Below are 24816 nucleotides of genomic sequence, written 5' to 3' on the forward strand. Positions count from 1 at the left end.
CGTCGGCGAAGACGATCCAGGCGCCACGCTCCACCGCACGGCTTCTACCCGAGGCCGGGTCTTCCTCGCCCGTCCCCCCACCGCGTCGTCTGGAGCAGTGCGTCGCTGTCGATCAGCCATGACGCGAACTGGGGAAGGACGTGGGGTGCCACTGTTCCCACGTCCTTCAAGGCATCTGCCCACGGGCCCGCTCGAAGGTTCTCTCCGACGAGCGAAGGCCTCGGAGGCCTGCCGTGTTGTGGGGTACCGGTGGTGGCAGCGGGGCCGGCGGGCTCGTCGTGAGGCCCGGCCGTATCGCGGATGCGGGCGACTTTGGCCAGTGCGCCGGCCCGCTTCTCGAGGTCGGTGATGGTGTGGGCGACTGCTGTGGCTTGGTCGTGATGTCCCGCGTGGGCGAGGACGAGAGCGATGCTGTCCAGTTCGCTGTCCTGCCACAGAGTGGCCTCGGGTCTGGCGCCGGCGACCGCGGCGGCGTGGAGCGCGAGTGCGGTGGCTTGCGCGTGGTGGCCCGCCTCGGAGAGGACGAGGGCGAGGCGGATCACGGGGCCGGTGTCGGTTCGGGCCTGCCAGGGCTGGGTGATGGTGCGGCCGAGCGCGGTCACCTCGTGGGCGAGTGCGGTGGCGCGGTCGTGGTCGCCGGCCTTTGCGAGGACACGGGCGATGCCGGTCAGCGTCTCCGCCAGTTCCGAGGGGCCGATGACGGGCCGGGCGGCTGGCGCGGCGCGGTCGTGGGTGTCGGCCCGGGCGATGAGGCGGTCGATGGCGGCCGGAAGTCCGGGGCTGGGGGCGGTCCGGGTGTGGGCGGCCACTGTGGTGAGGTCCTCGGCGGTGGCCTGGGAGAACAGGCGGGCGACGGCGGTCAGGATGTCCTCGTGCTGCGGGGTGGCGGCGTGGGCGAGTGCGTCCGCCCGATGTGCGATCTCGGCTGCCTGGTCGTGGCTTCCCGCGTCAGCGAGCGCGTCGGCGATGGTGGTCAGGACGTCGGCCCGCCATCCCTCGTCGGTGATGGTGCCGGCGAGTGCGGTGGCTTCGCGGGTGAGCTCGGCTGCGCGGTCGTGGTACCCGGCCTCGGTGAGCGCGCCGGCGATGCGGCCCAGTACAGGAGCCTGCTGCCCGGGGCCGGTGATGGTGCGGGCGAGGGCGGTGGCCTGATCGGCGAGTGCGGTGGCGCGGTCGTGGTGACCGGCCCTGGCGGTCCAGCGGGCGATGCCGCCCAGTGCCAAGGCCCGCAACTCCGTGTCCGTGATGGTGCCGACGAGCTTGTCCGCCTGCTCGAAGCAGTGGGCTGCCGCGAACGCGGGGGCGACGAGAGCCCGTGCGAAGGACCGCTGATCGGGATCGGCGAGGGTGTCGGCGACGGCGGAGGCTTCGTGGGCGAGTGCTGCTGCCTGGTCGTGGTGACCCGCCTCGGCGAGCGAGCGGGCGATGGTGCCCAGGGCAGTGGCCTTCCACTCCCCACCGGCGATGACGCGCGCGGCCGCCGTGGCCGTCTCGTGGCGTCCGGTCATGGCGAGCGCGGCAGCGGCCGCGAATCGGGCCGGGCCCTGTCCGAGGGGCCCGTTCATGGTGGGGGTGAGGCCATGTGCTTCGTCGGCGAACACCGCCGCGCGATCGTGGTGCCCCGCACGGGCGAGCCTCAGCCCGGCGTGGGCGAGTTTGGACACTCGCACACTGGGTTCGGCGCTGGCGCTGGTGAGGACGCTTCGGGCGCGTTCGTCCTGGCCGAGCAGGGCCCAGCACTCCACGATGTCCCACGGAACGTTCCGGTTGCGGCCGCGCAGCTCCTCCCGCCAGTGGGCTAGCTGGAGCACCGCCAGCAGATCCACCGCGTCGCCCTGGGCGAGGCACGTGTCGACGGCGGCGGCGATCTCGCCGAGGGCCAGGGCGTCCGATCCGGAAGCGGCGTACAGCCGCGCATGCCGTGCCGGGTCGAGCGCGAGGGCGCGCATCCGCTTCAGGTCCCCGGCCGCGCGCAGCAGCTGCGGATAGCCGAGCAGCAGGTACTCGGGGGTGTCCTCCGGCCAGCCGGCGGCCCGGTAGCTCTTCGCCCAGGCGTGCAGCCGCTTCCGGCGCTTGTCCATGACCGCCTGTCTGATCCTTTTCTCCGCTTCCTTCTGCAGTTCGTCATGGGCCAGCACGTACACGGTCGGCGCGTCAGCCCTCCAGCGGGCGGTGCGGGTGGTGAAGGTACGGCCGGTAGTGGTGTTCAGGTGTTCCTCGACCTGCCACGGCCGGGTGCCGGTCAGCTCCGCGAGGTCCGCACCGCTCAGACCGCCGCCGGCCGCGGCCACCAGTCCCAGGAGCTTCCGGCCGTACGTGTCCGGGGCTTGCCCGTCCTGATCGTCGAGCAGACGCCGGAGCTCGTTCGTCGCTTCCTCCCGCACGCGTGCGGCGTGCGGTGACACGGACAGCGCGCGTTCCACCCACGGCCGGCGCAGTGGGTGTCCGTGGGGGACGTCGTCGGGTACCGGTGGGTTCGGCCGTCCCGCCACGACCACCCGCATCCCGTGCCCGGGAGCCCTCGGCAGAAGCGCGGCGATGCTGTGGGCGTCCGGCCCCGCTGTGACTCCCCGGTCCTCGTCCAGTCCGTCGACCACCAGCACGAGCCGTTCGCCGCGCGCCGCGCAGAGCGCCGCCGTTCGGTCCAGGGCGTACAGCACCGCTGCGTCCCGCGTGACGTCGGTGGCCGGTGGGAGCTCTTCGCACAGCAGCGCACACGCCTGCCGGAGCACGTGCTCGCTGAACGCGTCCCGGTCGTCCTGCCCCTTGTGCCGCGCGGTGACGAAGAACGAGATCACCTGTACCCCGGGCGGCGGATGCAGCACGAACGTCGCCAGCAGTGCGGACTTCCCCGACCATGCGGGGGCCCGCCACCACCCGTACGCGGTGTCACCATCGGCGGTGCAAAAGGCCGCCAACTCCGCCAGCTCATCGGCACGGTCGAGCAGCTCCGCCGGTGCGATCTGCCGCACCTGGTGCGCGTAGTCCGGGGGCGGTACCTTCCCCGTGACCGCGCCCGAGGTCCAGTTGATCACGATGCTGCCGTCACCGAACGCGTTGCCGGTCATGTCCCTGCCGGCAGCGTAGGCGCCGCGATCCGCCCGCACCTGCCGCTGGTCCGCGCCGTCCGCGGAGCCGTTCTTCTGTGGCCGGATGCTCACCGGGTCTCGGCTTCCGAGCCCTGACCGAAGGCGTTGCCGCGCATGTCGTCGCCCGCTGCGGTCGCGCCGCGGCCTCGCGCGGACACGTCTGCGGCACTCTGCTCGCCAGGCACGTGAGCCGCCGTCGTGACGGTCGACGTCCGGCTGTCGCCGCCGAAGGCGTTGCCGGTCATGTCACGGCCCGCGGCGGCCGCGCCGGGTCCGTGTGCCCGGACCGACCGACCGCTTCCTCCGGCGGCGGGCGGAAGGGCCCAGACCGCGACGGCCAGGGCCGCGAGTCCCGCGACCGTGCCGACGATGCCCGCGACCGCCCCGCCGGCGCCCAGGCCCTGCCGGACACCGACGGCAACCACCGCACCCGAAGCAAGCCCGCACAGTGCCGAGACTGTCCACCGCGCCCACACCGGCACTCGCCGCACCCCCACATGCCTGACCGAACGGTTCGCTCCGTACGACCCGAATCCGCACCTGACTCCCGCTCGGGTCGAAATGCCTGGATCGGCACCGTAGCGCGGCCGGCCCTGTTCCGTCCCGGATTCGTCGGTGCTCCACCCCCGGATCCTGGTGGTGCTCGACTCCGGGTACGACGCCCCGCGCATCGCACACCTGCCGGCCGGCCACCCGCCACGACGCGGGCCGCGGTCTCGCCACTGCTTGACAGCGAGGCGGCGAGCGGTGGGTGATGTCACCGCAAGCGGCTTCGAGGAGGATTTGTGGATCTTGGCTCTATGATCATCGCGGTGACAGGCGTGGCCGGAACACTGGGGGGATCGTTCCTCACCCAACGCGCCTCCGAACGGGCGAGACGTCGCGAGATGGAGCTGCTTCGGGACCAGGAGCAGGCTCGCGAGAACCTGCTCATCCGACGTACTTGCTACAGGGAACTCAACCGGGACGCACGTCAGTTCACCACAGCGCTCAACCGCCATCTGCACGTCATGCGAGAACGCGGTGTCGAGGAGGCCGACAGTGAGGCGCTCGACGAGGCGAAAGCGGCCCATCGTGACAGGTACTCCGAAGCGCAGATGATCGCCCCCGACGAGGTGCTCGCGCGCGCGAGTGAGGTCAATCAGGCCCTGAGCAAGGTCTATGGCCAGGTCAAACGCCTTGAACGGCAGGAGCCCGAACCCGGGGAGACGGCAGCCGCCGCGGTCCGGGCCCAGGCAGAGATCTGGGACATGCTCCGGGCCATGAGGACCGCGATGCGCCATGACCTAGGGGTGACCGCCCAAGAGTGACGCACGCGCAACGACCACGGCCGCTTCACCGATGCTTCCTCATGGGGGCGCTGCCACATCCACCGCAGGGCCTAGCGGGTGGCGTGCGCTCCCGTGCTCAGTACGTTCAGCTGAGCCGTCACGATGTCGGCGGGCACCTTCGGATGGATGCCGGGGCGAGGAATGCTTTCCATGGCGGTGAAGACGGCGATCGTGGAGCCCGAGCGGATGACGACGCCGCTCTCGGGGGCCGGGACCGGTTCCTCCCCGGGATAGTTGACGAGTTCGGTGAGCTGGAAGGACACCCCTTCGTCCCCCTCGGCCGGATCACCGGTGGACAGCACCTTCTCGTGCCCCGCCTCGCTCGTCGACGAGGTGAAGGCCTTGCAGGTCCGCAGGGCCGTGCGGAGTTCGTCGACGACCTGGGCCGCGTCTTCCTGCCGGTAGGACACCAGGTAGAGCATGGCCAGGCCGCTCTTGCCCTGCGCCATGCGCTGCACGCTGGCGACCGGTGTGAACCGGCTGCTGCCGATGAGGGCGCTGTTGACCGGTCCGCACGACGAGGGGTGTGCGGCACGGTCGTGGACGGGGTGGACGACGCCGTCGCCCACCCCGTCGGTGCCCGCCCCGATCGTGGTGACGACGACCCCGGGAAGGTCGCGTTCATCGAGGACCGCCTCTTCCAGCCGGTCCTGGACCAGCACCGGAACACCGGCGGTCGACTTCTTCGTCTTCGAGGCCCCGGCACCGTCTGCTCGCTCACCGCCTCGGCCGGCCGACGCGTGCACCGCGGCGGAGTCCTTGGCGCCACACCCCGTCGCCCCGAGAACCAGCGCCAGGGCCGCAGCACCGGCTGCGCATCTTCGACGAACGGCGTTGGTCACTGCTCACTCCTTGATCATGTGTGTGGAGAGGCAGAGTACGGCCTTGACCGGGCGATTCGATCAGGAGGTCGGACACTTCGGCGACGGCGCGTTGGTGCGGGGAGGCCTTTTGCCCAGGCCGCAGCGTCACATCCGTGCCCGTACGTTCTCTTCCCGGACAGGTCTCACCATCCGGTGCGCAGCAGGTGGTTGAGGAGGAGCGCGAGTGTCGCCTGGGCCACGAGCCAGGCGCGGGGGCGGGTGAGGAGGGCGCAGGAGGGGAGGAGCCACAGCGCGAAGGGGAGCCAGATGCGTTCCGTCTCCGCCTTGCTCATCCCGGAGAGGTCGGCGACCAGCAGGGAGAGGGCGGCGGCGGTGACAAGGAGTGCGAGGCGCCGGGTACCGCGGTCCGCGGAGTGCCGCCGCAGCAGGACGGTCCCCGTACGCCGCAGTCCCGCCGCCGTCGCCAGACCTGTCATCAGGACCGTGCAGGCGAGATTGGCCCATACCCAGTACGCGTACGGGCGCACTCCGCCCGCGCCCTGCCGGTACCGCGTGACCAGCAGCCGGTACGCCTCCCACCAGTCGAATCCGGCGAGCGTGAAAACCGCCGGGACCGCGGTCGCCCCGGCGGACATCGCCACCAGCAGCATCGGTCGCCTCCGCGCTCCGTGCCGCCCGAGCCACAGCACGGCTGCCGCGATCAGCGCGATGAGGGTGAGGCCGTAGGACAGGTAACAGGTCAGGCCGAACAAGAGCCCGGACGCGCCGGCGGCGGCCGGGGAATTCCGGGTGACAGCCAGGGCGAGCAGTGCCACGGCCCAGGCCGACACGGCGGCGAAGTAGGCGTCCGCCGAGGTGCCCGCCCACACCGCTGCCGGGGCGAGCACCAGGAAGGGGGCGGCCCGGCGCGCGAGGCCTTCCCCGGCCAGCGTCCGCACCGTGACGAGCACCGCCACGCAGGCCGTCGCGCCGACGGTGACGCACCAGGTCCCGGCCCAGCCGCCGCCGCGCAGTCCGATCCGGTCGAGCAGGACGAAGGTGAGGGTGGCGGCCGGGGGGTGGCCGGCGACGTGGGCGGGCCAGTTGTCGGGGGAGTGGAGCAGGATGTGGTGGGTGAAGTCGCGCAGGGTGCCGGGGATGTCGTGGAAGCGGTCGATGACCTGGAGGTACTCGTGGCGCGTGGTGAGGCGTACGGCGACGCCCCGCTGCCAGCCGTCGATCAGCGCGAGGCCGAAGGTCCATGCCAGGGACGTGGCCCAGGCCGCCAGGAGCAGGGCCCGCCAGCGCAGGCGGTCCGCGAGGACGGGGCCGTACGCCACGGTGGCCACCGCCACGAGCACGGCCGCCGGGGTGCCGGGACCCACGTGCGGTCCCCAGGACGCCAGCAGCGGTGGCCAGTCGACGCGGAGCGTGTGATCGGCGTCCTGGATGCGGCGGCCGATCAGCACGGCCGCCGCCACGAGCGCGGCGGCGGCCCCGGCGGCGTACAGGTCGCGGCGCAGAACGCGGGGGGAGCCGCCGTCGTGCGGGATGCGCGCCTCGGCGGAGGGCAGGGTGCGGGTCACACCGGCACGTTAGGCCGACCGACGGGAAGACGGCCGCCGCCCGGGCCGGACGTCAGCGTTTCGTCACAGGTAGGGGAGCCCTTCCGAAGGGTGTCAGGACCTACGGTCGGATCATGCGAGACGATCCACGGCTCCCCTTTTCTCCCCGGTTCTGGCGCAGCCCCTTGCGTGGCCCCTGGTTCACGTCCGTGCTGGGCCTCGTCCTGCTCGTCGGCATCACGGTGCTGTTCGTGACGGGTCTGGTCTCGTACGCCGCCTACAACCCGGACCTGTCACCGGTGAACGACAAGACCCCCGACAAGGGCGTCCTCGGCTTCTACCTCTTCGCCTGGCCGACCGACCCGCCCTGGCTGTACCGGCTCACCCAGGGCGTCCACGTCACACTCGGCGTCACCCTGGTCCCCGTCCTGCTGGCCAAGCTGTGGTCGGTGGTGCCGAGGCTGTTCGCACTGCCCCCGGCCCGCTCGCTCACGCACGCGCTGGAACGGCTCTCGCTGGTGCTGCTGGTGGGCGGCGGACTGTTCGAGTTCGTGACCGGAATCCTGAACGTCCAGCTCGACTACGTCTTCCCGGGCTCGTTCTACACGCTGCACTTCTACGGGGCGTGGGTGTTCTTCGCCGCCTTCGTGGCCCACGTGCTGCTGAAGGCGCCCACGGCACTGCGCAATCTGCGGCAGTCGCGGGAGGAGCGGAACGACCTGGTGTCCCCGGCCCCCGCGGAGCCGACGGTCTCCCGGCGAGGCGCCCTGTGGTTCGTCGGGGGCGGTTCGCTGCTGCTGTTCTCGACGACGGTCGGGCAGAGCTTCGACGGGTTGCGCCGCACGGCCCTCCTCGCACCGCACGGCGGTGCCGACCCCGGCACCGGCCCGAACGGCTTCCAGATCAACAAGACCGCCGCGTACGCCGGCATCGACCCGGCGGAGACGGGCCAGGACGCCTGGCGGCTCGTCGTCACCGGACGTACCGGCACCGTCCGTCTCAGCCGCGCCCAGCTCACCGAACTCCCCTTGCACAGCTCGGCGTTGCCCATCGCCTGCGTCGAGGGCTGGTCGACCTCCGACCAGTGGTGGCGCGGGATCCGGCTGCGTGACCTCGCGGCGCTCGTCGGGTACGACGGCGACCCGCCCGATCTGTTCGTCGAGTCCCTCCAGCGGCACGGTGCCTTCCGCCGCGCGGCCCTGCGCGCCAACCAGGTGGCCGACCCGCGTTCCCTGCTCGCCCTGTACGTCAACGGCGAGGAACTGTCCCCCGACCACGGCCACCCGGCGCGGATCATCGTGCCCGCGGCGCCCGGTGTGCTGAACACCAAATGGGTGGCCCGGCTGACGTTCGGAGACCTGTGATGCGCCCCCGGATCGCGATCGGCAGCCCCCTCTCCCTCCTGCTGCTCCTCTGCTCGTTCGCGCTGGCCGCCTACGCCGGCGTACGTCTCCTCGCCGACGACTGGTTCGGCGTGGCCCTGTGGATCGTCGGGGCCGCGGCGCTGCACGACCTCGTCCTGCTGCCCCTGTACGCGGCGGCGGACCGTACGGTCGTGGGAAGGCTGGGCGCCCGGACGATGTACGTCCGGGTTCCCGCCGCCCTCTCCGGCCTGCTGCTCCTCGTGTGGTTCCCGCTGATCTCCGGCATGGCGGCCGCGCGCTACCGGTCGGCCACCGGACTGTCGCCGGACGGCTTCCTCGCCCGCTGGCTGCTGATCACGGCCGCCCTCTTCGCCGGCTCGGCGCTGCTGCTGGCGGTGCGGGTGCGCAGGGCCAGGAAGCGGCGGCCCCCGGCCGACCACTGACCGGCCGGCTCCCACCCCCGCGCGTACCGCAGCAGGGCGGGGGTGCCGAGCCGGGCCCAGGGAAAGGGAGCTCCGGCGGCGCCGCCGGCGTCGGTGATGCGGACGCGGACGCGTTCGTCGACGTCCTGCGGCGCGGTCTCGGCGAGCAGCAGTCCGCGCGGTCGCAGCAGCCCGGCCACCCGGTTCAGGAGTGCGGACGGGGCGCCCCCGATGCCGATGTTGCCGTCCATCAGCAGGACGGTGCCCCAGCGGCCCTCACGTGGCAGAGGATCGAACACCGAGCGCCGCAACGCCCGGCCCCCGAGGCGCACCGTGTGCTCGACCGCGGCCTCGCTCACGTCGATGCCCAGGGCGGGCCGTCCCCGCCCGGCGAGTTCGGCGACCAGCCGCCCCGGCCCGCATCCGACGTCCAGCACGGTGCCCTCGCACCGGTCCAGGACGTCCTGGTCGACGGCGTCGGCACGCGCGCACCACCGTTCCACCTCCAGCGGCAGCAGCCAGCCGTCGGCGCGGCGCAGGAACAACGGCCCCCGCCCGGCGTGCAGGGCGGCCTCGTAGGAGTCGGCGGTGGCCCAGGGCGGCACGGTGGTGCTCATCGGCCGCTCGCCGGACACCGCGCCAGGCGCGCCGCGAACCGGCCTCGCGGGGCCAGGGCCGCGACCGCGTGCGCGTCGGCCGCGGTGTCCACGTCCCGCAGGCGGGGCAGGTCACGAACCCGCAGCCCGGCGGCGACGAGCCGCTCCCGCTGTACGGCCCCGGTCGCCGACGTCGACATGGGCACCCCTCGCAGCAGGCGGGGGTCGGGAGCGGCCAGCCCGAGGGCCCAGAAGCCGCCGTCGTCGGCCGGACCGAACCACGCGTCGCAGCCGTCGAAGCCGACGGTGAGCAGTTCCGGCGTCACCTGCGGGGTGTCCATCCCGATGAGCAGGGCCGGGCCGGCACAACGGCCGAAAGCGTCCGCCAGCCGCTCGTCCAGGGTGCCCACGCACTGCGGCAGGACGTCGAACCCGGGCGGCATCCAGGGGCCGGGGGCACCGTCGAGGACGAGAACCCGGCGGGAGGCCGGCGCGGCGGCGACGGCCCGCAGGGTGTCGGCGAGGGCCGCCTCCGCGAGCTCGGCCGCCTCCCGCGGGGTGAACGGCGGGGTGAGCCGGGTCTTGACCCGGCCCGGCACCGGTTCCTTGGCGATGACGAGCAGTGTGGTCACCGGGCGCTCTCCGTCCCGACCGGCGTCTCCTGGAGGACCCGGCTCATGTCCCGGACCGCATGCCACGTACCCCGCCAGGTACCCGTCACCTTCGAGGCGCCGGTGCGCGGCAGATACGGCACGTCGTGCTCGGTGATGCGCCAGCCCGCGTCGGCGGCGCGCACCACCATCTGCAGGGGATAACCACTGCGCCGGTCGGTGAGTTCGAGGCCGAGCAGCTGCTCGCGGCGGGCGGCGCGCAGCGGGCCGAGGTCGTGCAGGCGCAGCCCGGTGCGGCGGCGCAGCAGGCGGGCGAGCGCCAGGTTCCCCACACGGGCGTGCACGGGCCATACGGCCCGGCCGCGCGGCCGGCGCCGCCCGAGGACCAGGTCGGCCCCGCTCTCGCGGATCTCCTCGACGAAAGGCACGAGCAGTGCGGGGTCGAGGGAGGCGTCGCAGTCGCAGAAGCAGACGACCTCCGCGGTCGCGGCCGTCAGGCCCGCGTGACAGGCCGCGCCGAAACCCCGGCGCGGCTCGTGCACGACGGTCGCGCCGAGCGCGCGGGCGATCCGCGCCGAGTCGTCGGTGGAACCGTTGTCGACCACGAGGGCCCGCCAGCGGGCCGGGATCCGCGCGAGCACCCAGGGCAGGGCCCCGGCCTCGTTCAGGCACGGCAGGACGACGTCGACGTCTGAGGGTGGTGAGATGGTCACGGCTTTCACTGTACGAACGCGAAGGGTGCATATCGGTCGTGCGCTCCTTACGAAACGCGGACGTCGGGCCCGTACCGGAGACTGCGGGCCGTGCGCGGGCCGCCGGGGTGCCAGGCTGGGACGATGCAACAGCCGTACGAGCCCGTGAAAGCGCCGGGCGTGGACCGAACCGCCCGGGTCCTGGTCGTCGACGACGACCCGACCGTCTCCGAGGTGGTCGCCGGATACCTCGACCGCGCCGGCTACCTCGTCGACCGCGCCGACGACGGGCCGACCGCCCTCGTACGTGCGGAAGAACACCGGCCGGACCTGGTGGTCCTGGACCTGATGCTGCCCGGCATGGACGGTCTGGAGGTGTGCAGGCTGCTGCGGGACGAAGGCCCCGTACCGGTCATCATGCTGACGGCGCGCGGCGACGAGGAGGACCGCGTCCTCGGCCTGGAGGTCGGTGCCGACGACTACGTCACCAAGCCGTTCAGCCCTCGGGAGCTGGTCCTGCGCGTGGAGTCCGTACTGCGCCGCTCCCGGCCCGACCCCGCGGCCCGTTCTCTCCGAGCGGCCGGCGTCGCCGTCGACCCCACCGCCCGCAGAGCCACCCGTGACGGCGTCGAACTCTCCCTCACGCTCCGCGAGTTCGACCTGCTCTCGTTCTTCCTGCGCCACCCCGGCCGGGCGTTCAGCCGACAGGACCTGATGCGTGAGGTGTGGGGGTGGGACTTCGGCGACCTGTCGACCGTCACCGTCCATGTCCGCCGGCTCCGCGGCAAGGTCGAGGACGATCCGGCCCGGCCCCTCCTGATCCAGACCGTGTGGGGCGTGGGCTACCGCTTCGAACCGGGTGGTGAGTGACCGTGTCGGACACCCTGCTCATCGCCCTGTACGCCTTCGCGGGCGCCGCCGTCACCGGCCTCGCCGGAGCGGGAGTGCTGCGGCTGATCCGGCGTCGCTCGCTGACCGTCTCGCTCGCCGTGGTCGCGGCGGTCGGGGTCGTCGCGATGCTCGCGGGCACGCTCGCCGTCGCCTGGGCGATGTTCCTCTCCCCGCACGACCTGAGCGTGGTGACGACGGTCGTCGCCATGGCGGCCGCGGTCTCCCTGGCCACCGCGCTGCTGCTGGGCCGCTGGGTGGTTGCCCGCAGCCGTGAACTCGCCGACGCCGCACGCTCGTTCGCCGAAGGCCGCTTCGCCGCCCCACTCGCCCCGGCCACCGCCGAACTGGAGGCGGTCAGCCGTGAACTGGCGGCCACCAGCGCCAGGCTGGCCGAGTCCAGGGAGCGCGAGCGCACCCTGGAGCGCTCCCGGCGTGAACTCGTCGCCTGGATCTCGCACGACCTGCGCACCCCGCTGGCGGGCCTGCGGGCCATGGCGGAGGCGCTGGAGGACGGGGTGGCCGCCGACCCCCACCGTTACCTGCGGCAGATGCGCACCGAGGTCGAACGCCTCAACGGTATGGTCGGCGACCTCTTCGAGCTCTCCCGCATCCACGCCGGAACGCTTCCGCTGACCCCCTCCCGCATCTCGCTCTACGACCTGGTCGGGGACGCCCTGGCGGGCGCCGACCCGCTGGCCCACGAACACGGCGTGCGGCTGACCGGCACCGGCGTGGAACCGGTACCGGTGGAGGTGGACGCCAAGGAGATGAGCCGGGTCCTGGGCAATCTGCTGGTCAACGCGATCCGCCGGACCCCGGCCGACGGCACCGTCACGGTCGCGGCCGAGCGCTCGCCCGAAGGCGTGGTGCTCTCCGTGACGGACGGCTGCGGCGGCATCCCCGAGACGGACCTCCCCCGGGTCTTCGACACCGGCTGGCGCGGCACCCACGCCCGGACGCCGCCGGCCGGGGCGGGCCTCGGACTGGCCATCGTCCGGGGGATCGTGGAGGCGCACCAGGGCCGGGCCACCGTACGCAACATCCCCGGAGGCTGCCGCTTCGAGGTGGTGCTGCCCGCCGCACCCTCCTGAGCACGAGCGCCACCGGCCCCACGTCCCCGCCTCGAAGCGGTGCTGCGTGCCACGCCTCCGGAACGCGGGCACCAACAGCCCTACGTCCCCCGCATCCCGGCCCGCGCGAACTCCGCCATCCCGTCCTCGAAGCCGACCACGGGCTTCCACCCCAGCTCGCCGCGCAGCCGCGAGGAGTCCGCGGTGATGTGCCGTACGTCCCCGAGCCGGTACGCGCCGGTGACGACCGGCTCGGGCCCGCCGCAGGCGGTGGCCAGCGCCCGGGCCATCTCCCCGACGGTGTGCGGTTCTCCGCTGCCGGTGTTGTACGCGGTCAGCGCCCCGCCCCGCGCCCCGGCCTCCAGCGCGGCGAGGTTGGCCGCGGCCACGTCCCGCACGTGCACGAAGTCCCGCCGCTGCAGACCGTCCTCGAAGACGCGCGGAGCCTCGCCCCGGGCCAGCGAGGAGCGGAAGAAGGAGGCCACCCCGGCGTACGGGGTGTCGCGGGGCATCCCGGGCCCGTACACGTTGTGGTAGCGCAGCGACACCGCCGACCCGCCGGTGCAGCGGGCCCACGCGGCGGCCAGGTGCTCCTGGGCGAGCTTGGTCGTGGCGTACACGTTGCGCGGATCGGCCGGGGCGTCCTCGCCGACCAGGCCGGGAACCAGGTCCTGCCCGCACACCGGGCAGACGGGCTCGAAACGGCCCGCATCGAGGTCACCGGCGGCGCGCGGCCCCGGCCGTACGACCCCATGCCGCGGGCACGCGTACCGCCCCTCCCCGTAGACGACCATCGACCCGGCCAGCACGAGACGCCGTACCCCCGCCTCCGCCATGGCGGTGAGCAGCACGGCGGTGCCCAGGTCGTTGCGGGAGACGTACTCCGCCGCGTCGAGGACGCCGTCACCGAGCCCGACCATCGCCGCCTGATGGCACACCGCGTCGACCCCGGCCAGAGCCCGTGCCACGGCGGCGGGGTCACGCACATCGGCGCCGGGATCCTCACGGACGTCGTACACGACCGGCTCGTGCCCCCGCCCCCGCAGCACGTCGACGAGATGGGACCCGATGAACCCGGCACCGCCGGTGACCAGTACACGCATACGGCCACGCTAGGTCCGACGGCCCGCCGGACACCGTCACCCGCCGGACACGTCACCACTCCGTAAGACGTCACAGGCGCGTCGAACCAGGACACGACGCCCAGCATGCGGGACGCTGCCCGTCATGGACGCACCCCCTTCCCGCCGGTTCGACGACCTCAGCGCGCTCTACGTCAACTGCACCCTCAAACCGTCCCCCCAGCTCAGCCACACCCAGGGACTGATCGACAAGAGCCGCTCGATCATGGACGCGCAGGGCGTGACGACGGCCGAGATCCGGGCGGTCGACCACGACATCGCCACCGGCGTCTACCCCGACATGACCGAGCACGGCTTCGCCACCGACGAGTGGCCGGCCCTCTACGAAAAGGTGATGGCCGCCGACATCCTCGTGCTGGCCGGCCCGATCTGGCTGGGCGACAACAGCTCGGTGACGAAAAAGGTCATCGAGCGCCTCTACGCCTGTTCCTCGCTCCTGAACTCCCAGGGCCAGTACGCCTACTACGGCCGCGTCGGAGGCTGTCTGATCACCGGCAACGAGGACGGCGTGAAGCACTGTGCGATGAACGTCCTCTACAGCCTCCAGCACCTCGGCTACACGATCCCGCCCCAGGCGGACGCCGGCTGGATCGGCGCGGCAGGCCCCGGCCCGTCCTACCTCGACCCGGGCTCGGGCGGACCCGAGAACGACTTCACCAACCGCAACACCAGCTTCATGACCTGGAACCTCCTCCACCTCGCCGCCCTCCTCAAACGCGCCGGGGGAATTCCCGCCTACGGCAACCAGCGCTCGGAATGGGACGCGGGCTGCCGCCCGGGAGCCGACAACCCCGAACACCGCTGAACCCAGGCGGTGACCGCGCTCGCCACACGTCTTCTGCGCTGCTCTTCCAGTCGGGCCCGGCCGGGGGAAACTCGGCCGGGCGTCCCGGACGAAGGGCTACGGCTCCGTGGTCAGAGCCCGTCGCGTCGTGCGAGCGGCTTCAGCGCGTTCTCATGGATGATCTCGTTCTCGGCGTCGCGCAAGCCCTCGAGGGCTTCCCGGGCCTCCGCGCCGGGGAAGCCGCCGACACGACCGGACCGTCCTCCAGCGTGCTGAACGGCCCGGAAAAAACGGGCAAGAGGTCCCGTGGGCTTGGGGCCATTTCGTGTTAAAGAGGGTGGGCGGGGCGCATAGCCTCGACTGTGTGCCCATGACTATCCCCGCCACCATTGCCGCCTCTGCGGATCTGGCCGTGAAGAAATCCCGGCTGGTTCGCTCACCTGCCCGTTACCTGGTCTCCGCGATGCTTGCCGGCATCTACATCGGTGTCGGCGAGGTCCTGATGCTCAGCGTCGCCGGGCCGCTCGAAGCGGGGCACTCGGGTGCCGTCAAGCTGGTCGAGGGCATGGTGTTCCCGGTAGCCCTGACCATGGTGATGTTCGCCGGTGCCGAGCTGTTCACCAGCCAGTGCATGACCATGACGTTCGGTGTGCTCAGTCGCCGGACCACCTGGATGGACACGGCGCGGATCTGGGTGATGTGCCTGCTCGGCAACCTCGCGGGAACTGTGTTCTTCGCGCTGGTCATAGGCGCGGCCGGGACTGTCGAGAGCGGGCCCTCCTCCGCCCTGCTGGGCTCCCTGCTGGCTGCGAAGGAAGCGGAGACAGGAGGGCAGCTGTTCGCCCGGGCCATGCTCTGCAACATGCTGGTCTGCCTGGCCGTGTGGATGTTCACCCGGACGTCCGGCGACGGGGCCAAGGTCTTCATGGTGTGGATTCCGGTGCTCGCCTTCGTCTCCAGCGGCTTCGAGCACAGCATCGCCAACATGGCCCTGTTCTCGCTCGGCATGGTCAGCGGTCAGGCGGATGTCGGCGATCTCGCCCACAACCTCGCCTTCACCGTCCCAGGCAACATCGTGGGTGGAGCAGTGCTGGTGGCCGGGGCGTACTGGTTCTCGAACCGCGGCGCTTCCAAGGCCGTCGACGCCCCCGACGAGCCGTCCCTCCCTGCTGCGGACACCGCCCCCCGGACCCTGAAGGCGGCCTGACCGACGGTCCCTCGACGGCGCCGACGACATCACTGTCGTCGGCGCCGTTCGTTTTTCCCTCGTCCTGCCGACCTGGCACACGAAGGCGTGAGGAGCGTCTGTACGTCCTCGCGGCCCGGCCCGCGCCGAACGGCCGCGATCACGCCGAGATGAACGGCTCCGTCAGATGCGGCGTCGCCAGGTGCAGCGTGGTGGCGGTTCCGCGGCTGAGCATGCGTTTCCTTGAGTGCCTGGCCGTCTCGGGGTCGTTCTCGTGCGAATAGGCGAGCTCGAGGTCGAGCAGCTGGAGCGCGTGCACCAGGAGGTCGCCGGTGATGAGCGCCAGTTCGCGCCCGTCGGCGACCAGCACGCTCTGGTGCCCGGGCGTGTGACCGGGCGTGGCGACCGCGCGCCCTGTGCGCAGCGGTGTGTCCCCGTCGAGGAGCCGGAGCCGACCTGCCGCCGCGAGCGGGTCGGTGAGGGTCTCGCGCAGCCGCGGGTTGAGCGTGTCGAGGGCGTCGAACTCGGCCCGCTGGAGCAGGTATTCGGCGTTCGGGAAATAGGGGTGGCGGCCGCCGGCCGCACTGCCGGTCGAAGCGTCGCCGTCCACGGCGCCGCCCGCTGCCGGGGCGGCCGCCCCGGTGACGACCGCCCACCCGACGTGGTCGGTGTGCAGATGCGTGAGTACCACGGTGTCGACCTCTGCCGGGTCGATGCCCGCGGCGGCGAGCGATTCGGGGAGCGCACCGGGCACGGGCGCCCACGAGCCGGCCGGGCTGTCCGCCGGACCGATGCCGGCGTCCACGACGGTGAGGCCCTTGTCGCTGCGGATCGCGTACGCGCGGAACTGGAGCCACCAGCGGCCCTCCGCGTCGACCGCGCCCGGGTCGTACCGGTCGGCCTCCGCCCACTGGGCGGCCGTGGCCTCGGGGAAGGCCTCGGTACGCGGCGAGAAGAACGGGCCCTCGCCGTCGGTGAGCGCGATGATCTCGGTCGAGCCGATCCGGAGGCGGGGAACGCTGAGGGGCATGGCCGCGATACTGCCACGCCTGTGTCCACCCTCGACCGCCTTCTCGGAAATGGGGGAGTGCGAGGCGAGGTGACTCTGATCAGGGCGGGGTCATGCCCGGCTTCCGAAGGCTCGGCCCGCCGCGCGGTCGCGGTGAGCGGCGCGGGACGCCTGCCTCAGGCCGGGTGGCGCACGGTGAGGACGGCTTCGACGTCACCGGACACTGCCTCGTACACATGCGGGATGTCGGCAGGCCAGTGGGCGTGTTCGCCCGGGCCCGCCTCGACCGGGGCCGAGGCCGCGCCGACGCGGGCGGTGCCGGAAAGGACGATGAGGTGCTCCTCGGTGCCCGAGGGGTGGGCGTCCGATTCTTGGACGGCGCCGGTCCGGATACGGATGCGGTAGATCTCGGTGACGGCGGCCGGGTCCTCGTACCGCTCGACGAGAATCGCGTCCACGGTGTGGCCCGACAGCGATGTGCGCGTCGGGCCGGGCCCGAGTACGGCGGTGAGGGGGGTTCCCAACGCGGTCGTGAGCGCGTACAGGGTCTCCAACGTGGGGTTGCGGCGTCCGGCTTCCAGCTCGGAGAGCGTGCCCTTGCCGACACCGGACCGGCGCGCCAGCGCGGACAGCGAGAGGTTGCGTTCCCCTCGTAGATCACGCAGCCGACCGCCCACCTGCTGAGCCAGCTCCATATCTCCCGCTCTCCACGAAGCCATTGACCGTCCCGGGCCGCATGCCTAGTGTTCCATAAACAGAACGTTCTGTTTATGGAACGCATTGGGAGCCCCATGACCGTGTCGCGCCTGCAGCACATCCCCGGGATCGGGGTCGACGTCGTGGGAGATGCCGCCGATGCGGCCCACGACCCCGACATGCTGCGCCTCGAGAATCTCGACACCGACCTGCGGCCGCCTCGAATCGCCCTCGACGTGACGCGGCGGGCGATCGGTGACGACGCCGCGAACAGCTATCTCCCCTTCCACGGCCGGCGCGGCCTGCGTGAGGCTGCCACGGCCCACGTCGGCCGGATCGCAGGCCGCGGCTACGACCCGGCGGCAGGCTGCGCGATCGTCGCCGGGGGCCTCAACGGCGTCCTCAACGCACTGCTGGCCACCGTCGAGCCGGGCCAGGAGGTGGTGATCGGCGACCCGGTCTACGCCGGCCTCGTCAACAGGATCCGCCTCGTCGGCGGCGTCCCGAGACACGTGCCGTGCCGCCCGACGCCCACCGGCTGGCGCACCGATCCGGCCGAACTCGCCGCCGCGGTAGGGCCACGGACGGCGGCAGTCCTGGTGATGTCCCCCGCGATGCCCACCGGCGATCTGCTCGGACACGCGCACTGGGACGCCTTGGCCCCGGCGGTGGCCGAGCACGGCTGCTGGGTGATCTACGACGCGGCCATGGAACGCATCCGGTTCGACGGACAGACCCCGGAGCACCCCGCCACCCATCCCCGACTGGCCGAGCACACCATCACGGTGGGCTCCGCGTCCAAGGAACTGCGGCTCATCGGCTGGCGGGTCGGCTGGGTCGTCGGCCCGCCGCGCATCATGGCCGACATCGCCCTGGTCGGCATGGCCAACGTGGTGACTCCCGTCGGCATCGCCCAGCAGGCGGTGGCCGCTGCTCTCGACGCCCCGGATGCGGACGCCGACGTGGCCGCGGCCACCCGCACCTGGCGGCGACGCTGCGACCTGGTCCTGTCGGAGCTGGCCGACTATCCGTGCGTACGACCGCACGGCGGCTGGTCGTTGCTCATCGACACCACCGGGCTGGGCCTCACCCCGGCCGAGGCCTCCGAACGGCTCTTCCGGCACGGGAAGGTGGCGGCGACCCCCATGACCGGCTGGGGCCCGCACGGCAGTCACCACCTGCGGCTGGTCTTCGCCAACGAGCCCGTCGAACGCCTCGGCGGGCTACGGGACCGCTTCGTGGCCGCCTTCGGCTAGGGCCGCAACGGTGTCTGCCGTGACTGCCGGCCAAGTACGGCCATCGGTCTGGTGAGGCATGCGTTCGGCCGGGATCCAGCGGCAGTACTCCGGCACCGCCGGACGCGCGCTGATCGACAGCCGCCCGTATCTGCCCGCCTCGTGGACGGACGACCGGGCCCGCGTCGAAGTCCGTCCCCGGCACCGCAGACGCCGGCACCAGGCCCGCATCAGTCACCGCGAACGACGCGGGCACAGTCCCTGGACTGCCCGGCGATCAGAACAGACACCGTTGCGGTACTAGCCCATATACCGGGCCAGCGCCTTCTCGATTCCCGTCGTGTCCGCGTCCTCCGCCGCCCAGGCCACGTATCCGTCGGGCCGTACCAGGACGGTCGTCCGGCGGTCGCCCGCCCAGCGCTCCACGGTCAGCCACCCCTCACGGACACCGGGGCCTCCGTACGTCCCGGGCGTGATCAGCACGAACCGGCCGCCGCGCAGCGCCTCGTAGAGCCGGCCGTCCTCCAGGGCGACGTCGGGGACGCGGGTGCCGGTGAGGCGGTGGGCACCGCGGGGGGCGGGGTAGGCGTAGCCGATCCCGGTGACCTGCCCCAGGACCTTGCGCCGGACGGGAGGGGCCATGCCGGCGAACGCGGAGACCAGGGCGCGGGCGGCACGCAGCAGCGGGTTTCGCGCGCGGGCCAGCCGGACCAGTCCGCCACTGCTGCGCAGCACCGCCCTGCCGACCGGGTGGCGCTCGGCCTCGTAGCTGTCGAGGAGTCCTTCGGGCGCCCGGCCCCGGACGGCCGCGGCGAGCTTCCAGCTCAGGTTGGCGGCGTCCTGGAGCCCGGTGTTCATGCCCTGCCCGCCGGCCGGGGAGTGGATGTGCGCGGCGTCCCCGGCGAGGAAGACCCGCCCGACCCGGTAGTGCGGTGCCTGGCGTTCGTCACTGTGGAAACGGGAGAGCCAGCGGGCGTCGTGCATGCCGTAGTCGGTGCCCAGGGCGCGGCGGGTGATCTCCTTGACCTCGTCGAGGTCGAGCGGGGCGCCGTCGGAGACCTCGTTGCGGCGGTTCCAGCCCATGACCCGGTACCAGCCGTCGCCGAAGGAGGCGATCATCGCGAAGGCGTCGCCGCGGCCGTTGACGGTGAGGACGTCCTCGGGCTTCTCGGCCAGCCGGACATCGGCCAGGATCAGCGACTTGATGACGGAGACACCGGGGAAGTCCAGGCCGATCGCCTCCCGCACGGCGCTCCGGTGACCGTCGGCGCCGACGACATAGGCCGCCCGGCGGGTGACGACCGCCCCGTCCGCGCCGCGCACGTCGAGATCGACCCCCTCGTCGTCCTGCCGCAGCCCCACGACCTCGCTCTCGTACGCGAACTCGACCCCGACCTCCCGGGCCCGCCGCTCCAGGATCCGCTCGACCTCGTACTGCGGGGTGATGAGCAGGAAGGGGAAACGTGAGGGCAGCGTGCTCAGGTCGAGGGAGAGGCGGCGGAAGAGCCGCAGGCCGGTGATGGTGTCGCCGGTGGTGAGGAGTTCGTCGGCGAGGCCGCGGGCGTCGAGCTGCTCCAGGGTGCGGGCGTGCACCCCGAAGGCGCGGGAGAGGTTGCTGATCCTGCGGGGCCGCTTCTCCACGAGGGTCACGGTGACGCCGGCTGCGGCGAGGTCGCCGGCGAGGAGGAGGCCGGTGGGGCCGGAGCCGACGACGATCACGGTGCGGTGGGTGGCGGTGCCGTTCATGGTGGCCTCCTGTTGCCAGCGCTTGCTTGCCATCGCCCGTTTGCCAACATGTGTTGGCCAACGCTCGTTGGTGAAGATAGCGAGGCGTCGAAAGGTATGTCAACAGTCGTTGGCAAACGAATGTTGGCGAACGCTTGTTGACCTACGTCCGTTGGCCTACGCTTGTTGGCATGAACGGCAGCGACAGCACCTCCACGGTTCCCGGCTCCGGCGCCCCACGCCGCTCCGATGCCACCCGCGGCGCGATCCTCGCGGCGGCCCGCGAACGCTTCGCGACCGACGGCTACGAGCGAGCCACCATCCGCGCCATCGCCAAGGACGCCAACATCGATCCGTCGATGGTGATGCGGTACTACCGCAACAAGGAGGGCCTCTTCGCGGCGGCCGTCGCCATCGACCTGCGGCTGCCGGACGTGAGCGGGGCGGACCGCCGACAGGATGCGGGGCGGATCCTCGTCGAGCACTTCCTCGACATGTGGGAGGACAACGAGGTACTCACCGCCCTGCTGCGGGTCGGCGTGACGAACCAGGCCGGGGCGGAGCGCATGCAGGGCATCCTGCGGGACCAGCTGCTGCCGGTCGCCCGGCAGGTGTGCCCCGACCCCGAGCAGGTCCCGGCACGGGCGGCACTCATGGCGTCGCAGCTGCTGGGGCTCGCGCTCACGCGGTACGTGCTGCGGATGCCGCCGGCGGTGGAGCTGGCGCGGTCGGAGATCGTGGCATGGCTGGCACCGACGATCCAGCGGTACCTGACCGCGCCGAGTCCCTGAGGCATGCCGAGCACCCGTACCCGCCGAGCCCCTGACACGTCCATTGCTGTGACCGCATGGGTTCGCCGGGTCGCTGGTGCGCTGAAGGGCCTGGCCCGGCGAAAAACTGGTTGCGGGGGCCGGGGCATGCCTGACACGGTGCGGGTTTCCGTAACACCGGTGAGGTTCTCGTGACGATCTACTTCTATGGCGCCGACGAAGTCCCTTACGGATGCTTCTCGAACTTCTCCGGTCACGGCTTCGACCTCGACGGGGTGTGGTGGCCGACCTCTGAGCACTACTTCCAGGCGCAGAAGTTCAGGGGCACCCGCCACGCGGATCTCGTCCGGCGTGCGCGCACGCCGCTGCGGGCGGCGGAGCTGGGCCGTGACTCGTCCAAACCCCTGCGGAGGGACTGGGAGCGGGTCAAGGACGACGTGATGCGCCGTGCGGTGGCAGCCAAGTTCCGCGCGCATGCCGATATCCGTGACGTTCTGCTGTCCACCGGTGAGGAAGTGATCGTCGAAGACACCACCACCGATCACTACTGGGGTCGGGGCAGGACCGGGAACGGCAAGAACATGCTCGGGCGGATTCTGGTGCGCACCCGTGACCAGCTGCGCGCCGAACTCGCCGCAGCCCCCGGCGACGACCGCCGCCCAAGGCGGTGATCCGGGAAGTGTGTGCGGTGTGCCGCATGCGCAGGCCGGCTCAGGCCACCGACTCCAGGATGGGGCGCCCTCCCCAGCGGATGCCCTTCACGCCGCGGATTCGGGCGCGTTCTCGATGTTGTGCGGCGAGTGTGTCGGGGCACCGTCGGGCCGGGCGGCACGGATCGATGTGAGCGGCGGCCAGCGTGTTGGCGGCACCCTTCCTGCGGCGGTTGACGCCCTGCAAGCGGTCGTCTCCGACCGAGTGGCAGCCGTGGAAGTACCGGACTCCGTAAGGCTGGTGAGGGCGCCGCGACTCGGACCGCGCCTGTGGCAGCCTGCCGCCATGCCGGCCGAGCTGCGAGAACACGCAGGACGTCACTACGCCGTCCAGTTCCACTATGCCTTGCCCGACGACGCCTGGGCCGTGGAGCTGAGCGAGGCCGTGCCGGCGCCGACCGCGTGGGCCGGGAAGTACCTGCGCGGAATGATCTCGCCGTGGCCGGTGTGATCACAGGGTCGGAACCGTCCTGGACCGCCCCGTTCACCGGGCTGAGCCCGCGGCAGTTCGGCAGACCGGTGACGGTTCTGCGGCGAGCCGGGGCAGAGGCGTTTTTCCGGGTGACGGGTGTCATCCGTTGAGGTCGAAGACGTCCCATGTGGTGAACGGTTCGGCCTGGACGTAGATTCTGCTTCCCCGGCCGACGACCCGCCGATGGCCCGGGGGAGCGCCGTCGGGCAGGGTGAGCAGGCCGACCTCCGTCGGCTCGACGGAGGTCTCGGTGAGCTCTCCGTGGGCGAGCCGGTCCCGCTCTTCGCCGTAGCCGCCGTAGAAGACGACCTGCTTGCCGTGGACGGCCACCGCGCGGGCGCCCCGTATGGTGTTCGCCCACACCTTCACGGGTCGGTCGGACCGGTCGGGGCGGATCTCGACGAGTGGGAAGTCGGTGTACGGGCAGGCCCAGGCGACGGTGCCGGACACGTTCAGCGCGTAGCAGTCGAAGAGACCGGGTATGCGTGCGCCGTCGGAGGTCCAAACACGCCGGCCCGTGGCGCTCCAGCGGTTGATGCCGTCCGGGTTCTCGTCGAAGTGTCCGACCCAGAGGTGGCCGGCCTCGTCCACGAGCATGTGCTCGACGGCGTCCCCGACGGAGAAGGAGGCGGTTTCGTGGCCGAGCTCGTCGAAGACCTGGACCTGGTCCGCGGCCTCGTACCAGCGGGCGCGGGGTGAGGCGACGACGAATCCGCCCTTCGGCAGGCGGTCAAGGTGCGGCCACCGGGCCCGTACGGCGCTCAGCTCGGTGAGTTCGACGTTGCCGTAGGGATGGACGGAGACGACCAGCGCGTCAAAGGGCCGGACGCCGCTGCCGGGCTCCGGTGCCCGTTCGACGAGCAGCCAGTGGGCGGCGCCGAAGACGTCGACGGTACTGCTCAGGACGTGACGGTCGTGGTGCGCGCGGGGCAGACGGGCGTAGGGGAGGAGGGCGGTCTTCTGCACGGGCTCTCCTGGGTGCGTGGTCGCGGACATCGGGGGCGGTGGCGACCGGTGGCGCGCGAGCGCTGGAGAGCGGAGCGGGGAGCCTAGACGGCATGGCCCTTTCTGGTCGTCATGCGGTGATCCTCGCCGACGTCGGACCTGGTGACAAACCCTTTACCACCGCCGGTACCAGTCGTCTCCGCCGGCGCGCAGCGAACGACCGAGGTGGTCCTGGAGGTCCCTGGCCACCCGTCGGCGACAGAACGGGCAGACGGCCCCACCGGCCAGAAGTCCGAGCCGGAGGACTGGGCGGAGCCCGACGCAAGGGCTCGGATGCAGCCAGCTAGCATCCGGTCATGAGACGCGACCAACCACCGAGGCCGGTCGCCGTCGGCGACGTCGTCGCCGTGTACTCCGATGCGCTCGGTGCCTGGACCGCCTCGCAGGTCACCGGCCTCGACGCCGCGACAAAGTCCGCTGCGGTCCTCGAACTGGACTGGTCCGGGACCCGGCCTGCGACCGTGGCCGACCTGGGCGACGTACGGCCGCTTCGGCTCACGCACCACAGCTGGGGCGGCAAGCTCTCCCACTGCAACCACGGGTGGCTCCTTCCGAAGAGCTTCACGGTGATCGGCTCCCTGCCCCCTCTGGTGACCGAGCCCTCGTACGCCTATGGCCTGATGTGGGGGCGGGGCGAGCAACTGGCCCGGCAGCGGTTCTGGGACGGTGGCGACCGCGGGGACTGGACCGCCCCGTATTCACTGACGTGCGCAGCCGATGACCTGGTCGCCGAACACACCGGTGGCGTCGTACGGGAGGGCGTCAAGCACCTCACAGTCCGCGGGGTCACCCGGCTCGACTGCGCCCTCCTCGTCGCCGCCTTCCCGGATCTGACCCGCTTGTCGCTGTCGGGGAACCTCGGCACGCTCACGTCGGCGGTAGCCCTGAACCAGCTGCCGCGGCTGCAGGAGCTCACGATCAGTGACCTGTTCGGGATGGACGCATCGGACTGTCTGCTGCCGCACCATGCCCCAGCGGTGGAGGGGGTGTCGCTGTACAACATTCCGGCGGACTACGCGGCCGCGATGCGCAAGACCTGGCATCCCCACGTGCGACACGGAGTGGAGCTCGACGTCCGCGGAGCCCGCAAGCCGGAATGGGTCGCTGCCAACACCGCCAACCCGCTCCGCGACTGGGACGGCCGCGAACACATCCCCCGTACCGTGTACCGCAAGGCCGTTGCCCAGTACAAGGCCACCCGGGACGCCTTCCTCGCCGAGGTCGCCAGAGGCGAGCAGCCTGCGGGCATCGCGGAGATCGGGTGCGCCTTCGGAGCCGCCCTCAACGCGCTGGACAGCCGCTCACCCTTCATCGAGACCGTGGAACGTGAGGAGCTGTTCGACGCTCTGGACTTCCTGGCGGACGAAGCGCAGACAGCTGCGGGGCGCGATCTGTCGGCCGCTCGCGCGGCGCTGATCGAAGGCGTGAACTCCACCCGTGACTGGTGAGCGCCGCTCACCCATCGGTGCTTGTCGGCTATGAGGGGTGCCGTTCACGAGGGCTTGTCCGCACATGAGTCCGGCCCCTTGGGAGGCGGCGTGACGCCGCCTCCCCCCGCGGCGCGTTGGGTGGCCGGGGGACGCGTTTTAAATTGAACGAAAAAAAAAAATAGCAGACCAACACGCAGAGAATGTAGAAAAAAGAGGTG

23 protein-coding genes and 2 pseudogenes are annotated in these 24816 nt (G+C 71.9%); 12 read left to right on the forward strand and 13 right to left on the reverse strand.

What is annotated here, in order from left to right; genetic code table 11:
- Window positions 1-44 precede the first annotated feature (44 nt).
- Together ACFW6B_RS03640 and ACFW6B_RS03645 are read right to left on the reverse strand one after the other, a co-directional pair.
- Window positions 45-3161, reverse strand: coding sequence for a hypothetical protein (locus ACFW6B_RS03640; protein WP_386591683.1), 3117 nt, complete (start codon window positions 3159-3161; stop codon window positions 45-47).
- Entirely contained in the window at window positions 3158-3514 is a 357-nt protein-coding gene (locus tag ACFW6B_RS03645; RefSeq protein WP_386591684.1) for a hypothetical protein, read from the reverse strand. The genes ACFW6B_RS03640 and ACFW6B_RS03645 overlap by 4 nt, the downstream gene beginning before the upstream one ends.
- 375 nt (window positions 3515-3889) lie before the next feature.
- On the opposite strand from ACFW6B_RS03645, the gene ACFW6B_RS03650 reads away from it, so the two are divergent.
- On the forward strand, window positions 3890-4399 hold the full coding sequence (locus tag ACFW6B_RS03650; protein WP_386591685.1) for a hypothetical protein: 510 nt from the start codon (window positions 3890-3892) through the stop codon (window positions 4397-4399).
- A 71-nt stretch (window positions 4400-4470) separates the two neighbouring features.
- Here the strand turns inward: ACFW6B_RS03650 and ACFW6B_RS03655 are convergent, their stop codons facing one another.
- Entirely contained in the window at window positions 4471-5262 is a 792-nt protein-coding gene (locus ACFW6B_RS03655; protein ID WP_386591686.1) for a hypothetical protein, read from the reverse strand.
- Between the two features lie 164 nt (window positions 5263-5426).
- The gene (locus ACFW6B_RS03660) at window positions 5427-6776 is read right to left on the reverse strand and encodes a hypothetical protein (RefSeq protein WP_386591721.1); all 1350 of its coding nucleotides are present in this window, start codon (window positions 6774-6776) and stop codon (window positions 5427-5429) included.
- Between the two features lie 146 nt (window positions 6777-6922).
- Between ACFW6B_RS03660 and ACFW6B_RS03665 the strand changes: the two genes are divergently transcribed.
- Window positions 6923-8152, forward strand: a complete 1230-nt coding sequence (locus tag ACFW6B_RS03665) for a molybdopterin-dependent oxidoreductase (RefSeq protein WP_386591687.1) — start codon at window positions 6923-6925, stop codon at window positions 8150-8152.
- A gap of 298 nt (window positions 8153-8450) precedes the next feature.
- Here the strand turns inward: ACFW6B_RS03665 and ACFW6B_RS03670 are convergent, their stop codons facing one another.
- Genes ACFW6B_RS03670 through ACFW6B_RS03680 form a run of 3 tightly spaced genes read right to left on the reverse strand, consistent with a single transcriptional unit; the run spans window position 8451 to window position 10503 of the window.
- Complete coding sequence (locus ACFW6B_RS03670) at window positions 8451-9191, reverse strand: class I SAM-dependent methyltransferase (RefSeq protein ID WP_386591689.1); 741 nt, start codon at window positions 9189-9191, stop codon at window positions 8451-8453.
- Entirely contained in the window at window positions 9188-9802 is a 615-nt protein-coding gene (locus tag ACFW6B_RS03675; RefSeq protein WP_386591690.1) for a DUF2064 domain-containing protein, read from the reverse strand. Before ACFW6B_RS03675 ends, ACFW6B_RS03670 begins: the two co-directional genes overlap by 4 nt.
- On the reverse strand, window positions 9799-10503 hold the full coding sequence (locus tag ACFW6B_RS03680; RefSeq protein WP_386591691.1) for a glycosyltransferase family 2 protein: 705 nt from the start codon (window positions 10501-10503) through the stop codon (window positions 9799-9801). Before ACFW6B_RS03680 ends, ACFW6B_RS03675 begins: the two co-directional genes overlap by 4 nt.
- 114 nt (window positions 10504-10617) lie before the next feature.
- Between ACFW6B_RS03680 and ACFW6B_RS03685 the strand changes: the two genes are divergently transcribed.
- Together ACFW6B_RS03685 and ACFW6B_RS03690 are read left to right on the forward strand one after the other, a co-directional pair.
- Window positions 10618-11343, forward strand: a complete 726-nt coding sequence (locus tag ACFW6B_RS03685) for a response regulator transcription factor (RefSeq protein ID WP_386591692.1) — start codon at window positions 10618-10620, stop codon at window positions 11341-11343.
- A gap of 2 nt (window positions 11344-11345) precedes the next feature.
- Window positions 11346-12455: a sensor histidine kinase gene (locus tag ACFW6B_RS03690; protein WP_386591693.1), complete on the forward strand. Its 1110-nt coding sequence runs from the start codon at window positions 11346-11348 to the stop codon at window positions 12453-12455.
- Between the two features lie 80 nt (window positions 12456-12535).
- Here the strand turns inward: ACFW6B_RS03690 and ACFW6B_RS03695 are convergent, their stop codons facing one another.
- Window positions 12536-13537, reverse strand: a complete 1002-nt coding sequence (locus ACFW6B_RS03695) for an NAD-dependent epimerase/dehydratase family protein (protein WP_386591694.1) — start codon at window positions 13535-13537, stop codon at window positions 12536-12538.
- 124 nt (window positions 13538-13661) lie between these two features.
- Between ACFW6B_RS03695 and ACFW6B_RS03700 the strand changes: the two genes are divergently transcribed.
- Both ACFW6B_RS03700 and ACFW6B_RS03705 read left to right on the forward strand, forming a co-directional pair.
- Window positions 13662-14381, forward strand: a complete 720-nt coding sequence (locus ACFW6B_RS03700; protein WP_386591695.1) for a flavodoxin family protein — start codon at window positions 13662-13664, stop codon at window positions 14379-14381.
- A 349-nt stretch (window positions 14382-14730) separates the two neighbouring features.
- Window positions 14731-15567 carry a formate/nitrite transporter family protein gene (locus ACFW6B_RS03705; RefSeq protein ID WP_386591696.1) on the forward strand — a complete coding sequence of 279 codons (837 nt, stop codon included), beginning with the start codon at window positions 14731-14733 and terminating at the stop codon, window positions 15565-15567.
- Window positions 15568-15706: 139 nt separating this feature from the next.
- Here ACFW6B_RS03705 and ACFW6B_RS03710 read toward each other — a convergent pair whose 3' ends face one another.
- Both ACFW6B_RS03710 and ACFW6B_RS03715 read right to left on the reverse strand, forming a co-directional pair.
- The gene (locus ACFW6B_RS03710) at window positions 15707-16576 is read right to left on the reverse strand and encodes an MBL fold metallo-hydrolase (protein ID WP_386591697.1); all 870 of its coding nucleotides are present in this window, start codon (window positions 16574-16576) and stop codon (window positions 15707-15709) included.
- 155 nt (window positions 16577-16731) lie between these two features.
- The gene (locus ACFW6B_RS03715; RefSeq protein ID WP_386591698.1) at window positions 16732-17250 is read right to left on the reverse strand and encodes a helix-turn-helix domain-containing protein; all 519 of its coding nucleotides are present in this window, start codon (window positions 17248-17250) and stop codon (window positions 16732-16734) included.
- Window positions 17251-17346: 96 nt separating this feature from the next.
- On the opposite strand from ACFW6B_RS03715, the gene ACFW6B_RS03720 reads away from it, so the two are divergent.
- Complete coding sequence (locus tag ACFW6B_RS03720; RefSeq protein ID WP_386591700.1) at window positions 17347-18507, forward strand: pyridoxal phosphate-dependent aminotransferase; 1161 nt, start codon at window positions 17347-17349, stop codon at window positions 18505-18507.
- Window positions 18508-18786: 279 nt separating this feature from the next.
- On the opposite strand, the gene ACFW6B_RS03725 is transcribed toward ACFW6B_RS03720, so the two are convergent.
- A complete protein-coding gene (locus ACFW6B_RS03725; RefSeq protein ID WP_386591701.1) occupies window positions 18787-20232 on the reverse strand; it encodes an FAD-dependent monooxygenase in 1446 nt (481 codons plus the stop codon).
- 170 nt (window positions 20233-20402) lie between these two features.
- On the opposite strand from ACFW6B_RS03725, the gene ACFW6B_RS03730 reads away from it, so the two are divergent.
- Both ACFW6B_RS03730 and ACFW6B_RS03735 read left to right on the forward strand, forming a co-directional pair.
- Window positions 20403-21002, forward strand: a complete 600-nt coding sequence (locus ACFW6B_RS03730) for a TetR family transcriptional regulator (RefSeq protein ID WP_386591702.1) — start codon at window positions 20403-20405, stop codon at window positions 21000-21002.
- A 170-nt stretch (window positions 21003-21172) separates the two neighbouring features.
- Window positions 21173-21652, forward strand: coding sequence for an NADAR family protein (locus ACFW6B_RS03735; protein ID WP_386591703.1), 480 nt, complete (start codon window positions 21173-21175; stop codon window positions 21650-21652).
- A gap of 129 nt (window positions 21653-21781) precedes the next feature.
- Here ACFW6B_RS03735 and ACFW6B_RS03740 read toward each other — a convergent pair.
- Window positions 21782-21980, reverse strand: a pseudogene (locus ACFW6B_RS03740) (IS630 family transposase); the annotation flags it as partial.
- Between ACFW6B_RS03740 and ACFW6B_RS03745 the strand changes: the two are divergent.
- Together ACFW6B_RS03745 and ACFW6B_RS03750 are read left to right on the forward strand one after the other, a co-directional pair.
- Window positions 21978-22142 carry a hypothetical protein gene (locus tag ACFW6B_RS03745; RefSeq protein WP_386591722.1) on the forward strand — a complete coding sequence of 55 codons (165 nt, stop codon included), beginning with the start codon at window positions 21978-21980 and terminating at the stop codon, window positions 22140-22142. The pseudogene ACFW6B_RS03740 and the gene ACFW6B_RS03745 sit on opposite strands and share 3 nt — an antisense overlap.
- Window positions 22130-22243: pseudogene (locus tag ACFW6B_RS03750) on the forward strand (IS5/IS1182 family transposase); the annotation flags it as partial. The gene ACFW6B_RS03745 and the pseudogene ACFW6B_RS03750, both read left to right, overlap by 13 nt.
- 19 nt (window positions 22244-22262) lie before the next feature.
- Here the strand turns inward: ACFW6B_RS03750 and ACFW6B_RS03755 are convergent.
- Entirely contained in the window at window positions 22263-23129 is an 867-nt protein-coding gene (locus ACFW6B_RS03755) for a hypothetical protein (protein WP_386591704.1), read from the reverse strand.
- Window positions 23130-23464: 335 nt separating this feature from the next.
- Here ACFW6B_RS03755 and ACFW6B_RS03760 point away from each other — a divergent pair, with 335 nt between their 5' ends.
- Window positions 23465-24616 (forward strand): hypothetical protein, encoded by a 1152-nt coding sequence (locus ACFW6B_RS03760; protein ID WP_386591705.1) that lies wholly within the window; start codon window positions 23465-23467, stop codon window positions 24614-24616.
- Window positions 24617-24816: the final 200 nt, after the last annotated feature.

Source organism: Streptomyces sp. NPDC058751, from assembly GCF_042746485.1.
In the GTDB taxonomy this organism is placed as follows: Bacteria; Actinomycetota; Actinomycetes; order Streptomycetales; family Streptomycetaceae; genus Streptomyces.

Coding starts and splice junctions, on each gene's coding strand:
- ACFW6B_RS03720 (WP_386591700.1), top strand. CDS start 17,347: ATGACCGTGTCGCGCCTGCAGCACATCCCCGGGATCGGGGTCGACGTC.
- ACFW6B_RS03745 (WP_386591722.1), top strand. CDS start 21,978: ATGCCGGCCGAGCTGCGAGAACACGCAGGACGTCACTACGCCGTCCAG.
- ACFW6B_RS03710 (WP_386591697.1), bottom strand. CDS start 16,576: ATGCCCCTCAGCGTTCCCCGCCTCCGGATCGGCTCGACCGAGATCATC.
- ACFW6B_RS03685 (WP_386591692.1), top strand. CDS start 10,618: ATGCAACAGCCGTACGAGCCCGTGAAAGCGCCGGGCGTGGACCGAACC.
- ACFW6B_RS03715 (WP_386591698.1), bottom strand. CDS start 17,250: ATGGAGCTGGCTCAGCAGGTGGGCGGTCGGCTGCGTGATCTACGAGGG.
- ACFW6B_RS03760 (WP_386591705.1), top strand. CDS start 23,465: ATGAGACGCGACCAACCACCGAGGCCGGTCGCCGTCGGCGACGTCGTC.
- ACFW6B_RS03705 (WP_386591696.1), top strand. CDS start 14,731: ATGACTATCCCCGCCACCATTGCCGCCTCTGCGGATCTGGCCGTGAAG.
- ACFW6B_RS03650 (WP_386591685.1), top strand. CDS start 3,890: ATGATCATCGCGGTGACAGGCGTGGCCGGAACACTGGGGGGATCGTTC.
- ACFW6B_RS03665 (WP_386591687.1), top strand. CDS start 6,923: ATGCGAGACGATCCACGGCTCCCCTTTTCTCCCCGGTTCTGGCGCAGC.
- ACFW6B_RS03700 (WP_386591695.1), top strand. CDS start 13,662: ATGGACGCACCCCCTTCCCGCCGGTTCGACGACCTCAGCGCGCTCTAC.
- ACFW6B_RS03670 (WP_386591689.1), bottom strand. CDS start 9,191: ATGAGCACCACCGTGCCGCCCTGGGCCACCGCCGACTCCTACGAGGCC.
- ACFW6B_RS03695 (WP_386591694.1), bottom strand. CDS start 13,537: ATGCGTGTACTGGTCACCGGCGGTGCCGGGTTCATCGGGTCCCATCTC.
- ACFW6B_RS03725 (WP_386591701.1), bottom strand. CDS start 20,232: ATGAACGGCACCGCCACCCACCGCACCGTGATCGTCGTCGGCTCCGGC.
- ACFW6B_RS03730 (WP_386591702.1), top strand. CDS start 20,403: ATGAACGGCAGCGACAGCACCTCCACGGTTCCCGGCTCCGGCGCCCCA.